Origin of the sequence: Sutcliffiella deserti, assembly GCF_020037475.1 — a bacterium.
Classification (GTDB): domain Bacteria; phylum Bacillota; class Bacilli; order Bacillales; family Bacillaceae_I; genus Sutcliffiella_A; species Sutcliffiella_A deserti.
In genome coordinates this window covers 69,594-86,865 of the sequence record NZ_JAIQDB010000007.1, presented here as the reverse complement: position 1 = coordinate 86,865, position 17,272 = coordinate 69,594, and the positions used below count along the sequence as shown (strand labels likewise).

At 37.5% G+C, this 17,272-nt stretch carries 16 protein-coding genes; 14 read left to right on the top strand and 2 right to left on the bottom strand.

Going from position 1 to position 17,272, the window contains the following annotated elements:
- Positions 1-168 precede the first annotated feature (168 nt).
- The 3 genes from K9B36_RS12825 (at position 169) to K9B36_RS12815 (ending at position 1,828) form a co-directional block, all read left to right on the top strand.
- A complete protein-coding gene (locus tag K9B36_RS12825) occupies positions 169-912 on the top strand; it encodes a MerR family transcriptional regulator (protein WP_223702564.1) in 744 nt (247 codons plus the stop codon).
- A gap of 106 nt (positions 913-1,018) precedes the next feature.
- On the top strand, positions 1,019-1,558 hold the full coding sequence (locus tag K9B36_RS12820) for a hypothetical protein (protein WP_223702563.1): 540 nt from the start codon (positions 1,019-1,021) through the stop codon (positions 1,556-1,558).
- 99 nt (positions 1,559-1,657) lie between these two features.
- A complete protein-coding gene (locus tag K9B36_RS12815; protein WP_223702562.1) occupies positions 1,658-1,828 on the top strand; it encodes a hypothetical protein in 171 nt (56 codons plus the stop codon).
- A gap of 76 nt (positions 1,829-1,904) precedes the next feature.
- Here K9B36_RS12815 and katG read toward each other — a convergent pair whose 3' ends face one another.
- Positions 1,905-4,097 carry a catalase/peroxidase HPI gene (katG, locus tag K9B36_RS12810; RefSeq protein ID WP_223702561.1) on the bottom strand — a complete coding sequence of 731 codons (2,193 nt, stop codon included), beginning with the start codon at positions 4,095-4,097 and terminating at the stop codon, positions 1,905-1,907.
- 574 nt (positions 4,098-4,671) lie between these two features.
- Between katG and K9B36_RS12805 the strand changes: the two genes are divergently transcribed.
- On the top strand, positions 4,672-4,935 hold the full coding sequence (locus tag K9B36_RS12805) for a hypothetical protein (protein ID WP_223702560.1): 264 nt from the start codon (positions 4,672-4,674) through the stop codon (positions 4,933-4,935).
- Between the two features lie 386 nt (positions 4,936-5,321).
- Here K9B36_RS12805 and K9B36_RS12800 read toward each other — a convergent pair whose 3' ends face one another.
- Positions 5,322-5,768 (bottom strand): GNAT family N-acetyltransferase, encoded by a 447-nt coding sequence (locus K9B36_RS12800; RefSeq protein WP_223702559.1) that lies wholly within the window; start codon positions 5,766-5,768, stop codon positions 5,322-5,324.
- Positions 5,769-5,937: 169 nt separating this feature from the next.
- On the opposite strand from K9B36_RS12800, the gene K9B36_RS12795 reads away from it, so the two are divergent.
- The 10 genes from K9B36_RS12795 to K9B36_RS12750 all read left to right on the top strand — a co-directional run bounded on the left by K9B36_RS12795 (position 5,938) and on the right by K9B36_RS12750 (position 17,193).
- Positions 5,938-6,111, top strand: a complete 174-nt coding sequence (locus K9B36_RS12795; RefSeq protein ID WP_223702558.1) for a hypothetical protein — start codon at positions 5,938-5,940, stop codon at positions 6,109-6,111.
- Positions 6,112-6,517: 406 nt separating this feature from the next.
- A complete protein-coding gene (locus K9B36_RS12790) occupies positions 6,518-7,498 on the top strand; it encodes an SDR family oxidoreductase (RefSeq protein ID WP_223702556.1) in 981 nt (326 codons plus the stop codon).
- Positions 7,499-7,609: 111 nt separating this feature from the next.
- The gene (locus tag K9B36_RS12785) at positions 7,610-7,774 is read left to right on the top strand and encodes a hypothetical protein (RefSeq protein WP_223702554.1); all 165 of its coding nucleotides are present in this window, start codon (positions 7,610-7,612) and stop codon (positions 7,772-7,774) included.
- 172 nt (positions 7,775-7,946) lie between these two features.
- Positions 7,947-9,734 (top strand): sensor histidine kinase, encoded by a 1,788-nt coding sequence (locus tag K9B36_RS12780; protein ID WP_223702552.1) that lies wholly within the window; start codon positions 7,947-7,949, stop codon positions 9,732-9,734.
- The gene (locus tag K9B36_RS12775; protein WP_223702550.1) at positions 9,712-11,298 is read left to right on the top strand and encodes a response regulator transcription factor; all 1,587 of its coding nucleotides are present in this window, start codon (positions 9,712-9,714) and stop codon (positions 11,296-11,298) included. Before K9B36_RS12780 ends, K9B36_RS12775 begins: the two co-directional genes overlap by 23 nt.
- A gap of 27 nt (positions 11,299-11,325) precedes the next feature.
- Positions 11,326-12,657, top strand: a complete 1,332-nt coding sequence (locus K9B36_RS12770; protein WP_223702548.1) for an ABC transporter substrate-binding protein — start codon at positions 11,326-11,328, stop codon at positions 12,655-12,657.
- Positions 12,658-12,824: 167 nt separating this feature from the next.
- Positions 12,825-13,442, top strand: a complete 618-nt coding sequence (locus K9B36_RS12765; protein WP_223702546.1) for a YesL family protein — start codon at positions 12,825-12,827, stop codon at positions 13,440-13,442.
- 223 nt (positions 13,443-13,665) lie between these two features.
- Positions 13,666-14,649: an ABC transporter permease gene (locus K9B36_RS12760; RefSeq protein WP_223702544.1), complete on the top strand. Its 984-nt coding sequence runs from the start codon at positions 13,666-13,668 to the stop codon at positions 14,647-14,649.
- Positions 14,650-14,667: 18 nt separating this feature from the next.
- A complete protein-coding gene (locus K9B36_RS12755) occupies positions 14,668-15,570 on the top strand; it encodes a carbohydrate ABC transporter permease (RefSeq protein WP_223702542.1) in 903 nt (300 codons plus the stop codon).
- Positions 15,571-15,591: 21 nt separating this feature from the next.
- Positions 15,592-17,193: a type 2 periplasmic-binding domain-containing protein gene (locus K9B36_RS12750; RefSeq protein ID WP_223702540.1), complete on the top strand. Its 1,602-nt coding sequence runs from the start codon at positions 15,592-15,594 to the stop codon at positions 17,191-17,193.
- The last annotated feature ends 79 nt before the right edge of the window (positions 17,194-17,272 follow it).

Sequence of the window (17,272 nt, the reverse complement as noted above, 5' to 3'; positions counted from 1 at the left end):
TTTCATTAAAGTTGTATAGTTAGATGGGTTTATTATTGGGCTCCAATAATAAGCTGGGAGGAATACATTTATGCGTATTTTTTGAAATGTTTTAAATAAACCCTTGAAAGTGACGTAACGTCTTTCTATATAATGTAATTAATAATAAGAAAACGGGGGTTCTTACACTTGATTACAATTAAAGAACTTACAAAGCAAACGGGAATTACAGTTAGAACGATGCGTTATTATGATCAAATAGGGCTTCTCCACCCAGCAGCTAAAACAGAGGGTGGACATCGATTATATGAGGAGGAAGAAATTAAAAAACTACAGGAAATTCAATTTTTGAAAACACTGGGCTTCAGTTTACAAGAAATAAAAGAAATGTTGTCCGATGAGAATCGTGACTGGTCTGTTGGTCTTCAAAAACAATTGGCATATATTTCAAAAGAAAAAGAGAGATTAGAAGAAATCGAAGGTACATTACAGGGATTATTAAATGAAATAATGCTGCAAGGAAGTATAGATTTGACCAGCATTAAGAATCTTATTCAGCTATATCAACAAAACCTAGATAAAAGGAAAGTCTATTTAAATCATATATTTGATGAGAATGAAAGTGAATTGCTTGAGAATCTTCCAAATATAAATAGTGGAAGTCCTGAAACATTGGAATGGATTGCACTATTGGCTCAATTAAAAAAGCATATGCCAAAGGGAATTTCCTCACCAGAAATACAACGGATTGTAAAAAGAATACACGAAAAAGAAAAAGAAACATTTGGAAGTAATGAGGAATTCGTAAAAAAATTATGGGAGATAAGAAAATCGCCTCAAAAATCGGAAAGTGCAGGATTTTACCCTATCGATTCAGATACTCTGGAGTTTTTAGAAAAAGCATTTGAAGTTTATTTAAAGGACACAGTATAAACTGATATTCAAAGATTATCGTAAAATCAGCCGTTTCTGCTAGCGGGACCGGCAGCGGCTTCAACGAAAATCAACAGAAACGTTACTAATTAAGTGGGGTGTCTTTATGAGTTTTATTGCATGGATGATTGTTGCTTGTGAAATAGGGTTTTGGATCGTTATAGGTTTAGGTTTATTCACCAGGTACGTTCTAAGGAAAAAAAAGTTAGGCTTATTTTTCTTAGCATTAACACCTTTAATAGATTTGATTTTATTGATAATTACCGGTTTAGATTTATACCGCGGAGCTACAGCAACAATGGCTCATGCAATTGCTGCTGTTTATATTGGTGTTTCAATTGGCTTTGGAAAAAGTATGATTCAATGGGCAGACGAGAGGTTTCGCTACTATTATACAAAAGAAGGTCCTAAACCGATTAAACTGTCTGGAAGGGACCATTCCTTTCAATATCTTAAAGGATGGGGAAGGCACGTTCTATCTTATTTTATTGGAGCTGGTCTTCTAGCTGTGGTAATTTATTTAATAAATGACCCGTCCCGAACGGAGGCATTGTTTAATGTGTTAAGAATATGGACAATTGCATTAGGTGTTGACCTTGTTATCACTATTTCCTATTTCATTTGGCCAAGAAAAAAGACTGTCTAATATTAAGAGAGGATCAATAATTTGTCCGCATAAATCTTTTGTAAATGAATAATATTTATCCTCTAAGAGAAAACTTTAAAAAAATTCTGGAGGAAAACTATGAGAACTGATAAGGAAAAACATGAGGCAAGCCAAAACAAAAGCAAGGTGCAAAGTGAAGAAAATGATGTAGAAATAAGCCAGTCAGATTATGGACTAGAACTTGTTACAGAAGGCTTCGATTATGTGGAGGAAGATAAAGTCGAACTTTCCAATTGTGATAGGTTATAGCAGAGACTTATATATACAAACAAGAAGAAGCAGGTACAAGTACCTGCTTCTTCTTGTTATCATAAAGATGCTATCCTTACTTTTTAACTTTTAAATCAAACCGATCTGCATTCATAATCTTCACCCATGCAGCAATAAAGTCATTTACAAACTTTTCTTGGCTGTCGTCCTGTGCGTACACTTCAACAAGGGCACGGAGAACGGAGTGTGAACCGAAGACAAGATCAACTCTCGTTGCAGTGCGCACGAGTTCACTTGTTTTGCGGTCACGGCCTTCATAGACTCCGCCGTCTACTGGCTTCCATTCGATTCCCATGTCAAGTAGGTTCACAAAGAAGTCGTTAGTAAGTGTTCCAACTCGATCTGTGAAGACGCCGTGTTTTGTGCCGCTATGGTTGGTGCCAAGAACACGCATTCCACCAATGAGCACTGTCAATTCTTTCGCGGACAGATCAAGTAACTGAGCCTTGTCTACCATAAGCTCTTCTGGCTTGATGCTATATTCTTTCTTCTGGTAGTTGCGGAAAGCATCCGTTACCGGCTCCATCATTTCAAAGTTTTCTACATCTGTCTGTTCCTGCGTAGCATCTCCACGTCCAGGTGCAAAAGGAACCTTAACATCATAGCCTGCATCTTTTGCGGCTTTTTCAACAGCTGCACTGCCGCCAAGTACGATTAAATCTGCGAGGCTAATGTTTTTATTAAAGTTGTTTTGAATGTCTTCAAGAACTGTCAGCACTTTTGAAAGCTTTTCTGGCTCATTTGCTTCCCAGTCTTTTTGTGGTTCAAGACGGATGCGTGCTCCATTCGCTCCACCGCGTTTATCTGATTCGCGGTAAGTGCTGGCAGACGCCCAAGCAGTTGTAACAAGTTCGCTCACTGTTAGCCCTGAATTGAGGATTTTGCCTTTTAGTTCTTCAATCTCAGCCTCTGTTAATTCATAATCAACTGCTGGGACAGGGTCCTGCCAGATAAATTCTTCTTCAGGAACTTCTGGACCAAGATATCTTTCACGTGGCCCCATATCACGATGAAGCAGCTTGAACCAAGCACGAGCGAAGGCATCGGCAAACTCATCCGGATTTTGATGGAAACGACGTGAAATTTTTTCATAATCCGGATCCATACGCATCGCCATGTCAGCTGTTGTCATCATCGTTGGAACCTTTTTGGATGAGTCTGCTGCATCCGGTGCAAGGTGCTCTTCATCCGGATTGATAGGAGCCCACTGATAGGCACCGGCCGGACTCTTTGTTAGTTCCCACTCATAGCCGAACAGCAAATCGAAATAACTCATATCCCATTTTGTTGGTGTCGGTGTCCATGCTCCTTCAATTCCACTTGTAATCGTGAAACCTCCATGTCCGGTTTCGTGTGTGCTTTTCCAGCCGAAGCCTTGGTGTTCAAGTCCTGCTCCTTCTGGTTCTTCACTAACATGAGAGGGATCACCTGCACCATGTGCCTTTCCGAAAGTATGACCGCCGGCTGTTAGCGCTACGGTTTCTTCATCATTCATTCCCATCCGCTTGAAGGTGTCACGAATATCACGCGCACTTTTAACTGGATCTGGCTCGCCGTTTGGACCTTCTGGATTTACATAAATCAAGCCCATCTGAACAGCAGCAAGCGGATGCTCGAGATCACGCTCGCCGGAGTAACGATTATCGCCGAGCCATTCTTTTTCAGGACCCCAGTTGACGTCTTCTTCAGGATGCCAAATATCTTCGCGTCCTCCGCCAAAACCGATTGTCTTTCCGCCCATTGATTCAATTGCCACATTTCCTGTGATGAGGAGCAAGTCGGCCCAAGAGAGCTTGTTGCCATATTTCTTTTTTATCGGCCATAGAAGGCGGCGGGCTTTATCCAGGTTCCCATTGTCAGGCCAGCTGTTGAGAGGAGCAAAACGCTGTGAGCCACTTCCTCCGCCACCGCGGCCATCAACCATACGGTACGTACCTGCTGAGTGCCAGGACATCCGGATAAAGAACGGACCATAATGACCATAGTCTGCAGGCCACCAATCTTGGCTGTCAGTCATAAGATTATGTAGATCCTGCTTAAGAGCATCATAATCCAGTTTATTAAATTCTTCTGCGTAATTAAAATCATCACCCAGTGGGTTTGTTTTCGTATCATGCTGATGAAGAACATTCAGGTCAAGCTGATTAGGCCACCAGTCTTTGTTTTTTGTCCCTTTGGAAGGTTTACTAGATCCACTTTCACCTGTAAACGGGCACTTTCCAGCGTTTTTATTGTCTTTCATGTCCATATTTCTTTCCCCTTTCTATTTTAAAAAGTGTAAACAGCAAACATTAATACTGACTTGTTAATGCAGATAATAAAAATTCTTACATTGTAATTATAATAAATAATCATCAAAATAAAAAGAAATAAGCATTTAACCTGATGAATTATTTTCGAAAAGTGCGCTTATAAGCAGGTATCATTGAATAGTACAAGCGCTGCTACTCATATTGTATTCGCGTATCTTCTATGTATAACAGTCTTTTTCTATTAAAAAGAACCTTTCTTCCAAAATCCAAGATGGCATTTTCTGTGATGGTGCTTTCCAGTAAGGGGTAGCGCTCCTTTTAATCTAAATTCCAAAGTATCCGTTCCTCCTTTACTAAAAGATTATCCACATTGTATCAACAGTTGAAATATAACCTAACTAAAAAGGAAGAAAATAAGTAGTTATCCCCAACCTATCAACAGTAGTTAATTTCTTTAACAATCGGAAACATTTGCTACGTTAACTATTATTAACCAACGAAAGTTTAATGATGCTGAAAATAGGAAATAGAGGTATAAAGCGTGAAATTTCGAGAGGAGTGAAAGGCAGAATGGAAAGAATTTCTGCGTACTTTAGAAATGAAAATGAGGCAGAAAGTGTAAAAACGAAGCTCCATGGATTGAATGTGGAAGATGTATTAGTGGATAAAGTTCCAGAGGGAAATCGTACTATTTTAGATCCGATAAAAGATGTGTTCAAAGGTAACGAGAAGGATAGCGATCATCAGACACATGTTCTGGAATTTAAGGTTTCTGAAAGCGACCTTCAAGAAGCAAAAGCGATCGTGAAAAATAATAACGGCCAATTTCAATAAGAACTTATTAAAGATACCCAGTGTTAGTGGAGGGTATCTTTTTTTTTGAAAAATACTGTGTTAAATGCGTCTATTGATTGAACCAAAGTAATAGGCAAAGTTTTATCCCATTCTACGTTTTAATGAAAACCACATCGGGAATGACACAACTAACTAGCAAAAAGGGAGGTGGAAAAAATGACACTGCTTTACTACAAGGCAATGGAAGCGTTCAAAAAAGATGCCGAGCGCCAGAAAACAGGAGAGACTCAAACTTTAAAGGCAACTGAAAGAAAATCGAAGTAGATTACTCGAATAAAAATTATTTAACAATCTCCCCTGTCATCTTTTCGAGGATGACTTTTTTAAGTTAAATTCTCCTATCCATTCAACATTACTTTCTCCTTTTAATCTAATTGTACAAGCATATCAACGTGAGGGATATTATCTTCTAGATATGTATCAGTTATTGGTTGGAATCCAAAGGAACTGTAGAATTTTTTTAAATAGTCCTGTGCTTGAATTTTTACAGAGGTTTCTTTTAATTCAAACAGGATAAAGTCCAGCCCTCTTCTTAAAAGTTCTTCAGCATGTCCTTGACCTCTAAATTCTTTTTTCACTAAAACTCTTCCAATAGAAACTTCGGGATAAGAAACACCGGCAGGAACTATTCTTGAATAAGCGATAATTTCTCCACTTACCTCTTTAAAAAGATGATAAGAATGAAGGTCTTTTCCATCTACTTCAAGATAAGGACAATTTTGTTCAACAACAAAGACGGCGGTTCTTTCTCTTAAGATTGTGTACAGTTCTATATTTGTTAGATCATTAAATTTCTTTAATTTCCAGCTCATTAAAAGGCACCTCTTATATTTATTGGTTAATTTTTGGGATACTGTTCCTCTTTTATCATAGCATGAACCTCTCCTTAAAGTATTTTTATCTATTCTACACAAGCTGTTCATATTCAACTGAATTCTTGTAGATACTAAAACGGAATTAAGATTAGAGGAGGTACAGCAAATGCCAAATGCACAGGACTATGTAAACCAAGGAAGATCATCTGTACAAAACACGGTATCCACTTTACAACAGGCTTTAAGCTCTGCAGAAAAACCAGAAAACAAAAACAAAATTCAACAGGCAATCAATTCTCTTCATTCTGTTGAGCAAGATCTATCTTCGTATCAAGACTAAAGCTTTCAGGTTAATAGGAAAGAAGGACTGCAACTATAGGTGCAGTCCTTCTTTCCGTTTATAGCTCTTCCATTGTCTAATTCCACTTAATACATACAGGTGTATCCCTTCTCTATTTTTAGAGAAAAAGCGTTCCGTGCACAAATCTCGAGAAGTGGTGCGGAAAAAATGAGTTCCGTGCACAAGTCCCGAGAAGTGGTGCGAAAAAACCGAGTTCCGTGCACAAGTCCCTAGAAGTGGTACGCAACACCGGATTTCTTAGTGAAAAAGTCCCCATTTCTTTTCTGCTTCTAACCTTTTGATAAAATATCCACCGCTACTAGGTAAAAAATAATTGCATAAACCTGTTTGTCTCCTATATATAAATATAGTGGTGTGCAAAGGCAGATTTGAAGGAGGCTTCCTGATGGATTCCCATGACAAACAACGAAATATAGAAGAAATAAGGCGGTATCAAGAATGGTTTGAAGCGAATAAACAAAAGGATCCCTATCCCTTATATCCTAACTATGGAAAAATAACGCAATATCAAGAAATTCCGCTTAACTTTCCGGAACAGCGTCAGTTACAGCAGCCAGGATTGGAAAAATATATGGTGCCTAAGCCCATAATTGAAAATCCGAATTATCAAGGCAGTGAAAAGCTGAAAGGAAAGGTTGCGCTTATTACTGCAGGTGATAGTGGAATTGGTGCTGCGACAGCTATTTCTTTTGCAAAAGAAGGTGCAGATGTTGCCATCTCATATTTAGATGAGCACGAGGATGCGAACCGAACTAAAGCGAGAATTGAAGAGCTGGGGCAACGTTGTATTCTAATGCCGGGGGATTTAAGGGAGAAAAAACAATGTGTGTCGATTGTAGAGCAAACGATCCAAGCATTTGGCAGACTGGATATCCTCGTCAATCATGTAGGGATACAATTCCAGCAATTAAGTTTGCTTGATATAACTGATGAACAATTCGATGACACTTTCAAGGTGAATATCTATTCTCATTTCTACACAACCAGAGCCGCACTGCCACATTTAAAACCTGGTAGTTCCATTATAAATACAGCCTCTGTAGTGGCTTATGCGGGAGAAAAACAGTTGATTGATTATACAGCTACAAAGGCTGCAAATGTCGGCTTTACCCGTGCCCTTGCCAATAATGTGGTAGACCAAGGTATCCGTGTCAATGCTGTCGCCCCAGGAAGAACATGGACCCCACTCATTCCAGCAAGCTTTTCGTCAGATCAAGTAGCAGTGTTTGGTGCATATAACCCAATGAAGCGAGCTGCTCAGCCGTTTGAACTGGCTCCAACCTATGTTTATCTCGCCTCCGATGACTCCCGGTTCGTTACAGGGCAAGTGCTGCATGTGAATGGTGGGGAAGTTACTGTTTCTTGATCAGAGGGTACGAAACGAGGCGAATGAGACCAAAGCTTCCCAATATCCAGTGGTCCCCCGCAACAAAGTCCCCAACCTTGATACTAAAAAATAGCAAAGGAGGCCATAAACATGCGGTATGAATTTAATCCAGAAGTCAAACTATTGTTGATTAATCAATCTAAGGCAAAAGTTAAAATGGTATATCTATCTAATGCGTGGCCGATGCCGAAGATCGGTCCGCGTCCCCCTTATTACACAGAGCCGATTTATGAGGCGGAGTATCCGGTTATTTAGCCAAGTAATAGTAGGTGTTTGATTCCGATTGCTTCTATGCACCGGACATCAAACACCTATTTTTAGCAAGATTTAGGGGAGTGACAGGTTCACTCTCTTCTGATAAATTAAATAGAATAGTGAAGATACGTTCTAATTCTTTTGCTAAAGATAACCTTTCTGGGGGAAATAAATGTTCTTTTCGTTGCGTAATCGTCTATTTTTAATTTTTACACTTTTGTTAACGTTTCCATTTCTCGTTTTGTCTTTTATTATACCGAGTTGGTTTACATCGGAGATTGAAGCTCAAACGGAGGATTACACGCTTGATATGATGGATCAATATTCTCTTTATATGGATTCTATTGCAACTCAAGCGGAGGATCTGGGGAAACAAGTACTAGTGAATCAAACGACACAACAATGGCTTCAGTTAGAGAAGGAAGATGCAGCGCTAGCTGAGCTTCATTTTATAAGGAATGAATTAAGAAGCTGGTTGTCTTCCATGACTCTAAATAATTCCAATACGATGTCTACTTCAGTGTTCTTAAATGACGGAACTGGTATTTGGATAAATCATCCGTTTTTATCTGAAGTTGAGTGGTATAAAGATTACTCTGAGAATAACCAACGTTGGATAAGAGCACATACTGATGCATATCAGCAACAATATCAACAAAACTACGTTAACAGTTTTATTATTCCGCTGTATGATATCTACACATTGAGTTCATCTGGAGTGATTAAAGTAAATCTTCCTACCTCGCTGTTGGAAACTGCATTAAATAAAGTTAAACTCGGAGAAAATGGCCGTGTTTATTTACTTAATAATCAAGGGGAGAATGTTTTAACCGGTGGAATGCATACACCTGAATCTGTTCTGGATGATAGTTTAAAGAGAATTGTGAATAGCAGGGATAAACAAGGTTTGATAGAAACAGCACATAATGGCGAAGAATACCTTGTGTTTTTTCAAAAGCTAACGGTCGGCGACTGGGTTTTATTTAGTGAAATTACAAAATCGGAACTGTTTTTTAAAATAGATGAGTTGCAAAAACGGTTATTACTTACAAGTGCCATTATTTTCATTTTAACAATTATTGCCTCTTATTTATTTTCAACTAATATTGTACGACCGCTTGGCAAACTGAATAATGCCATGGGATATATGGAACGTGGGGACTTTACAGGTGCAAAGCAGAACATGCCTTCTAAATTGCCAAAGCATGAAATTGGTTATTTGATTAAAGTTTTTGATCAGACGATTGACCGCTTGAACAGCTTGATAAAGATTGAGTATGAAGCTAATATTCGTAGAAAAGACGCTGAATATAAAGCATTATTACTGCAAATAAATCCTCATTTCATGAATAATACACTCGAGATTATTGGGGGACTAGCTGCACAAGGGAAGAATAAGGATGTTATAAATGTAAGCGTCCACTTAGGAAGAATGATGGTATATTCCTTAAATACGCATAGTGATGTCGTGACATTAGGTCAAGAAATAAATTATATACGAAATTTCACAGACATTCTAAAGGTAAGATATGAAGACGCTATTTCTATTAAAATTGTAGAAGATCCAAAAACAAAATCCTTGCCTATCATTAAATTTATTGTGCAGCCGCTTGTTGAAAATGCAGCAAAATATAGTTTTATAGAAAACACCTACGCTGAAATAACAATTAGGACAAAGAAGGAATCAAATCTTATATATATTTCTGTAGAAGATAATGGAATAGGAATGTCAGAGGAAGTTATAGCAGATATAATGAGTGAAGATTTTAACAGTGACACAACGAATGTGCTAGCTAGTACAGGGACAAGCATTGGGTTAAAAAATGTCCTTGGTAGATTGAAGTTATACTACGGGGATGATTTTTCATTCCGGATTGATACTCAAAAGGATCAAGGAACCAAGATAACATTATGTATAAAGATTAAGGGGGATATACATGATGAAAGTTCTGATATGTGATGATGAAATTCAAATCCGTAAAGGGTTGCGAATGAAAATTGATTGGAATCAAGAGGGTTTCGAAATCGTTGATGAGGCATCAAATGGACAGGAAGCAATGGAGAAGTTACGACAACGTGAAATAGACGTTGTAATTACTGATGTTCGAATGCCTATAATGGACGGAATCGAATTTGTGAAACGAAGTCATCAAGAGTTTCCCAATTTAAAAATAATTGTTTTATCCGGTTATTCTGACTTTGAATACGCTAAAGCAACAATGCAGGCGGGAGTTAAAGACTATCTCTTAAAACCTGTTGCTCCAGATGAACTAGTGGAGGCTCTACAAAGAATCCGTTATGAAATGGAGGAACAAAAGAAAAAGCAAAAAGAATCTGAACATATGATTCGCCAAGTGTATAACCAGCTAGAAGAAATGCGTGAACAATATTTGCTATACCTAGTAAAAGAAGAATTTAATAAATTTGATTTTGCAAATGATAGATTGAAACAATTAAAGTTAGAAGAGTTAGCCAAGGAGAATATAAAGGTTCAATTTGTGACGGTTGAAATGAGAGGTTCAGAAGTTGAAAAAGGAAAAGAACTTTGGTTGCCTTTTAAAATGCTATGTAAAGAGTTTGCAGAAATGGCCGAGGCAACATATGCGTTCTATGATACGAGTTATGCAAATATGATTCACTTTATACATTGCATAGATAGAGATCCATTAACGGAGACATCAAGCTTTATTAGAAGCTTACAGGCAAAGATAAACAGATATTTGCCTGTGGAAACGGTTATTGGAATAGGTGAAGTTGTTATAGGATTACACCAATTCAAAAAAGGATATATTTCATCATTGCTAACTTGGAGTCAAAGTCAGGTCGGTATACGCTCACAAGTTATGGAAAAGGGGGTAACAAATGAAGTATTTGATTATACCCCTGATTTTGAGAAAAGACTAACGAATTCAATTGAAGCTGTCGACCTTCTATCATTTAGAGCTCTTGTACATGAAATTATTGAAAAAAACCAATCAATGATGTCCTTTTCCTTCATGGCCAATCGCGTGCTATTTTTATTAGGATCACTAGCGAAGAAATATGATATTGAGAATAACGAAATTAATAATAAAATCTGGAACTGTCAGCAAAGCATATGGGAGCTGAATTCCCAACATAGAGTTAAGGAGCAGCTTGACCATTTAGCACAGTCCATCATGAAGACAATAAATAAAGTTCGTTCTTCATCAAGCGGAGCAGAATTAGTTCAAAATGTATGCCGCTTTTTAGAAAACCATTATGCAAGCGAGATCTCACTTTCTCTCCTTTCCAAACAATTTCACATAAATAGTGCTTATTTATCTGAAATCTTTAAAGCTCACGTGGGTCAGAACTTTAGTGATTATCTTAATAATCTTCGAATGGAAAATGCTAGACTGTTTTTGGGTGATCCCCAACTTAAAATAATTGATGTCGCACACTTAGTCGGCTTTTCTAATTCGGGGTACTTTAGTACTGTTTTCAAGAAGCAATTTGGACAAACACCAGCCGAATATCGCAAAACACTTCATACAAGCGAATAAGTAGTGTAAAGAAAGAGAGTGGATTGGATGAAAAGAGTAGCTATTATCATTATTCCTTTAACCATCATTTTGGCAGTTTGTTATATGATGTTTTTTACGGATATTCTTTCTTCCAATGAGAAAAACAAAGGGGAAGAAGTGGAAGAAACAGAACAAATTGAGCTAACATTTTGGCGGAATTTAGGGAATGACCAGTTTAATAAAGCATATGACCAGTTGGTTGCAGATTTTGAAGCTGCTAATCCAAATATCAAGATAAATATGCAGGCTCTATATTGGGGGCAAGAATATGAATTACGATTGCGAACAGAATTAGCTGCTGGAAACCATCCAGATATTATGACAATTGATAGTCCAAATTTAGGGCTGTATGCTAAAGCTGGAACGCTATTATCAATCAGTCGTTATATGAAAGAAGAAGGCAATCTTGCCGATATCCTAAAACCGACAATTACTGGACTAACGTATGATGGGGAAATTTATCTTGCTCCAATTGTAGAATCAAGTATTGCCTTATATTATAATAAGCATTTATTCAGAGAGGCAGATATTCCTTTTCCATCTGAAGATCCAGACAATCCACTAACATGGGAAGAAGTTCTTGAGATTGCTTTGAAAATACATAATCCAAAAGAGGGTGTGTACGGGATAGATCCTGCACAAGGATTTGGTGATGGAGAAGGCCCTGCATATTTTAAAATGCCTATCCTTTGGCAGTTCGGGGGAAGTGTATTGAGTCCCGATGGTACAACAGCCGATGGTTATTTAAACTCGGAAGATTCTTTAAAGGCGTTACAATTCTATCAAGATCTATACCTTAAACACAATGTCGCCACAATGGAACTACCTCCTGCAGCTTTGGAAACGAATAAACTTGCTATGACAGTATTAGGATCTTGGGATCTTTTAGACCTGAACAATGTCCCTGATTTTACCCTAGAAGAAGATTTTGGTGTTGCACCATTACCTAAAGGAAAATACCAAGTTGCTCCAAGTGGGGGCTGGGCTGTCGGGATCTCTTCACAAACTGAATACCCGGATGAAGCATGGGAATTTGTTAAATATGTTACAAGTTATGAAGGTTCAAAAAAATTCGTTGAAATTACAGGAGAAATCCCTGCAAGATACTCCGTAGCAAATAGTTTACCTGAACTTAACGAGTATCCCAAAAATATCTTTATTCAACAAGGTCAAAAATATTCAAGAAACAGACCAGTTACTTCCTCTTATTCAGTAATAAGCGATGCGATTAAAGTATTATTTGAGGAAGTAGGAATAAAGGGGAGAGACGTGAAGCAAGCGGCAGATGATGCCGTCGCAAAAATAGATGCAGCATTACAAGCAACTGAAGTGGACTAGCAGGCACCTCCCTCTAGCTTTTAGTAGCTAGGGGTTTTTGTAATCGTTTTCAAAATCCAAATATATTAAATGCCTGCGGCCAAAAATATTAAACTATTCGCTTCTACCCTTTTGTTAAAGTAAAAGAGTGATGGAGTATTTTTAATAATGATGGAGGTGTGCAAGGCATGTTTGATATGTCTCAATGGTACATTAGACTAGGAAATTTAGCTTTCAATTTAGTCTTTTTAAATATTCTATGGTTTTCATTTTCTTTACTAGGACTTTTTATAGTAGGATTCTTCCCAGCTACCGCAGCATTATTTGCTGTTCTTAAACAAATGATTATGGAGGACGAGGATCCCTCTATCTTTCCGCTATTTTGGAAAAAGTTCAAATCAGAATTTCTTATGTCGAATATCGTTGGTTACCTAGTCTTATTTACTGGACTTATTTTGTATCTGGATATTAAAGTGCTACAGCTTTTAGATAACAGCATTCTGCAGTTAGCTTTAGCTAGCGCAACTGTTGTGATAGGATTTGTTTACTTGTTGACTTTATTATATGTATTTCCTATATTTGTTCATTTTGACTTGAAGCTCTTGCAATATCCTAAGCATGCAGTCATTCTAGCTATTGCAAAGCCTTTCCATACCATCTACTTACTAGCTCTGTTAGCAATTGTTCTATATTCTTATATGATCATACCCGCGTTAATATTTGTTTTCGGTATGAGCTTAATTGGTTATGTTATGACGAAAATAGCATCATACTCTTTTCCTAGAAAAGAAAGCAGCATCACTTAAAACCTAAAATTGGTTAGAGCCTTCTAGTACATACTAGAGGGCTTTCTTTATAGATTGGAACTTTATAAGATATTGAATTCTTATTAATAATATTGTAACCGTTTTCAACTACCAAAGAATTTAAACATACTAATCCGAAAATATTAAAATATCGTCTTTTAATAGTTTGCTATATTTAAAACAAGAAAGCGCTATCTTACTTATTTACTAAGGGGTGATATTTATGGCTCAGGATTTGGACCCATTGGCAAAAACAATAGATGTTTCTAATCGGGTACCTAAAGTCCCTAAAACAGTGAAAAGAAAACAAAGCCGAGTGTCCTATATTAAGAAAAACTGGGTTTTGTATTTGTTTTTGACACCTGCATTACTTTCCGTCTTTATCTTCAACTATATACCAATGTATGGTGTGCTTATTGCATTCCAAAATTTCAGCGTAACAAAAGGAATTTGGGGAAGCGATTGGGTTGGATTCTACCACTTTACAAGTTTCTTAACGTCTCCTAACTTTTTGCAGATTTTCTTAAATACAATCAAATTAAGTTCTTATGAGCTTCTTATTGGCTTTCCTGTCCCTGTCATATTAGCACTTATGTTACATCAAGTGAGAAGAGCACAGATTAAGAAGAACATTCAATTGGTTATTTACGCACCGTACTTTATTTCAACGGTTGTTATCGCTGGGATGTTATTCATCTTCCTATCTCCGGCAGGACCAATAAACGCAATATTAGGTACCTTCATGGACCGCCCTGTTTCGTTTATGTCTGATCCGTCTTATTTTAGGACGATTTTTATCACTTCAGGCATTTGGCAAGCTGCCGGCTTTGCTTCAATTGTTTATGTTGCTGCCCTTTCTAATACGGACCCGCAATTGCATGATGCAGCGACCATTGACGGCGCATCCCTTTTACAGAGAATTTGGCATATTGACTTACAAACCCTTAAACCTGTAATGGCCGTATTGTTCATCCTCTCAATTGGTGGAATTATGGGTGTTGGATTTGAAAAAGCATACCTGTTACAAACAGATAGAAACTTACCTGCTTCAGAAATCATTGACACTTATGTGTATAAACGAGGATTGCTAGCTGGAGATTGGTCATTTGGAGCAGCGGTTGGACTATTCAATACAGTTATTGGCTTGGCCTTACTTGCGACAGCAAACCAGGTAGTGAAAAAACTCAAAGGGGAGACTCTCTATTAGAAAGGAGGAAAAAATACGATGAGAAATAGAAAGAGCACTCAATTACTAAACAGCTCAAAAACAGACCGAACTATTCTTTTTATTAATAAGGTGTTGTTGAGTTTAATTGTTGTCATTGTAACTGTTCCTCTCTTATATGTTCTACTTGGATCTTTCTTGCAGCCCCATATCCTTCTAACCAAAGGCCTTTCATTGAATCCAGATCACTGGACGATTGGCGGGTATGTACGGATATTTCAGGACGGTTCGATTATGAGGGGCTTTCTTAATTCTATTCTTTACGCATCAGGATTCACCTTTATTGCGATATCCTTTACGGTTCTTGCTGGTTATGCATTATCCATTGATGATTTAGTCGGTAAGAAATTTTTCGTAATATTCTTTCTGGTTGCAATGTTTTTTAATGGAGGAATGATTCCCACTTATTTAGTTGTTAGGTCATTAGGATTATTAAATACACCTTGGGCAATTATTCTACCAGGAGCGGTAGGTGTATGGAATCTTATCCTTGCAAGAACTTATTTCAAAGCAATTCCAAATGAGTTGAAAGAAGCGGCAAGGATAGATGGTGCATCCGATCTTATGATTTTCTGGAAGATCATTTTACCATTAGCTAAACCAATAATTTTTGTTCTCGCACTTTTTGCTTTTATTGGACAATGGAATGCATATTTCCAAGCGATGATTTATCTTGATGACAGATCTCTTTATCCGTTGCAACTGGTATTAAGAGAAATTCTTATCCAAAACGAAGTTCAACCAGGCATGATAACAGATCAATTGGCACGTGCTGAGATGCAAAGAATTGCCGAGATGATTAAGTACTCATCCATTGTTCTTGCAAGTCTACCGTTATTAATAATGTATCCATTCTTCCAAAAGTATTTTGAAAAAGGAGTTATGGTTGGATCATTAAAATAAAAATTGAAATGAGGTTTTATAATGAGAAAAATGTATAAGGTTCTATTGGCTTCATTACTCACAAGTATCCTCTTAATAGCAGGGTGTTCAAATAATTCAGAGCAAACCTGGTCAGATGATTATGAATTAGAAAACATTACTTTCCCGCTGGAACAAGAGGATATTTCACTAAAAATAATGACTTCAAGTTCGCCTCTAGCTCCTGACGACCCTAATGAAAAATTGATATATCAACGCTTAGAAGAGAAAACAGGTGTTCATATTGATTGGAGAAACTTTACAGGTGAAGTGTTTGGTGAAAGAAGAAACTTGGCAATGGCTACAGGTGAAATGCCAGATGCAATAAAGAATGCAGGATTTAGTGACTATGAATTATTAAAACTAGCAGAAGATGAAGCAATTATTCCGCTTAACGATTTAATAGATAACCATATGCCTAACTTACAGGCAGTTCTTGAAAAGGCACCAGAATATAGAGCAATGATGACTGCACCAGATGGCAACATTTATGCCTTCCCTTGGATTGAAGAACTAGGCGAGGGTAGAGAAAGTAAACACTCGGTTGATAACTTCCCGTGGATTAATGTGGAATGGTTAGATGAATTAGGATTAGACATGCCCACTACAACTGATGAATTAAAAGAAGTGTTAATTGCTTTTAGAGATAACGATCCAGCTGGTGACGGACAAACAATTCCGATGTCCTTCATTATAAATGATGGAGGGCAAGATCCTGGTTTCTTATTTGGATCATTCGGTTTAGGGGATAACTGGGATCGTACAGTTGTAACAAATGAAGGAGAAGTGAAATTAACAGCTGCTGAAGAAGGTTATGTTGAAGCAATTAAATTCATGAACGAATTATATGAAGAAAATCTACTGGATATTGAAGCGTTTGAACACGAATGGCCAGCATATGTTGCAAAAGGACAAGAAGGTCGATACGGCATGTACTTTACATGGGATAAAGGAAATATTTCAGGAATGAATGATACCTTTGATTTAATGCCTCCTCTATTTGGTCCTGATGGGCATAAGAATGTTACACGAACGAATGGAATGGGATTTGATCGTTCTAGAATGGTTATTACAAGTGCTAATGAAAACCTTGAATTAACTGCTAAATGGATTGATGAACTATATGACCCTGCTCAATCTGTACAAAATAACTGGGGTACGTTTGGTGATGAAGACATACAAAATATTTTCGAATGGGATGAAAGTGCTGAAATGCTAAGACACTTACCTTTAGATGGTACTGCTCCAGTAGAATTAAGAGAAAAAACTTCGGTTGGTGGGCCATTAGCGATATTAGATAGCTATTATGGAACAGTGACAACGAAACCGGATGATGCTGCTTGGAGACTAAACTTAATGAAAGAAGTGATGGTTCCACATATGCAAGCAGATAACATTTATCCAAGAGTATTCTTCGATAAAGAGGAACTTGATCGTCTTTCTACAATAGAGGCAGATTTAATGCCATTTGTAAATAGAAAACGAGCGGAATGGATTTCTAATGGACAAGTGGAAGCAGAGTGGGAGGACTATTTAGAAGAATTAGAACGTCTAGGTTTATCTGAATGGTTAGAAATTAAACAAGCTGGATTTGATAGACAGTAATCAATAGTTTCTAGATGTCTGGCACCACCCGAAATAGGATCTTATGCCTATTGTGGGAGGTGCTTGATACTTTTTCTAT

What these genes read in the sequence shown, in the direction of transcription:
- K9B36_RS12820 (WP_223702563.1), top strand. Translation starts at nt 1,019, where the DNA reads ATGAGTTTTATTGCATGGATGATTGTTGCTTGTGAAATAGGGTTTTGG.
- K9B36_RS12815 (WP_223702562.1), top strand. Translation starts at nt 1,658, where the DNA reads ATGAGAACTGATAAGGAAAAACATGAGGCAAGCCAAAACAAAAGCAAG.
- katG (WP_223702561.1), bottom strand. Translation starts at nt 4,097, where the DNA reads ATGGACATGAAAGACAATAAAAACGCTGGAAAGTGCCCGTTTACAGGT.
- K9B36_RS12805 (WP_223702560.1), top strand. Translation starts at nt 4,672, where the DNA reads ATGGAAAGAATTTCTGCGTACTTTAGAAATGAAAATGAGGCAGAAAGT.
- K9B36_RS12800 (WP_223702559.1), bottom strand. Translation starts at nt 5,768, where the DNA reads ATGAGCTGGAAATTAAAGAAATTTAATGATCTAACAAATATAGAACTG.
- K9B36_RS12795 (WP_223702558.1), top strand. Translation starts at nt 5,938, where the DNA reads ATGCCAAATGCACAGGACTATGTAAACCAAGGAAGATCATCTGTACAA.
- K9B36_RS12790 (WP_223702556.1), top strand. Translation starts at nt 6,518, where the DNA reads ATGGATTCCCATGACAAACAACGAAATATAGAAGAAATAAGGCGGTAT.
- K9B36_RS12785 (WP_223702554.1), top strand. Translation starts at nt 7,610, where the DNA reads ATGCGGTATGAATTTAATCCAGAAGTCAAACTATTGTTGATTAATCAA.
- K9B36_RS12780 (WP_223702552.1), top strand. Translation starts at nt 7,947, where the DNA reads ATGTTCTTTTCGTTGCGTAATCGTCTATTTTTAATTTTTACACTTTTG.
- K9B36_RS12775 (WP_223702550.1), top strand. Translation starts at nt 9,712, where the DNA reads ATGATGAAAGTTCTGATATGTGATGATGAAATTCAAATCCGTAAAGGG.
- K9B36_RS12770 (WP_223702548.1), top strand. Translation starts at nt 11,326, where the DNA reads ATGAAAAGAGTAGCTATTATCATTATTCCTTTAACCATCATTTTGGCA.
- K9B36_RS12765 (WP_223702546.1), top strand. Translation starts at nt 12,825, where the DNA reads ATGTTTGATATGTCTCAATGGTACATTAGACTAGGAAATTTAGCTTTC.
- K9B36_RS12760 (WP_223702544.1), top strand. Translation starts at nt 13,666, where the DNA reads ATGGCTCAGGATTTGGACCCATTGGCAAAAACAATAGATGTTTCTAAT.
- K9B36_RS12755 (WP_223702542.1), top strand. Translation starts at nt 14,668, where the DNA reads ATGAGAAATAGAAAGAGCACTCAATTACTAAACAGCTCAAAAACAGAC.
- K9B36_RS12750 (WP_223702540.1), top strand. Translation starts at nt 15,592, where the DNA reads ATGAGAAAAATGTATAAGGTTCTATTGGCTTCATTACTCACAAGTATC.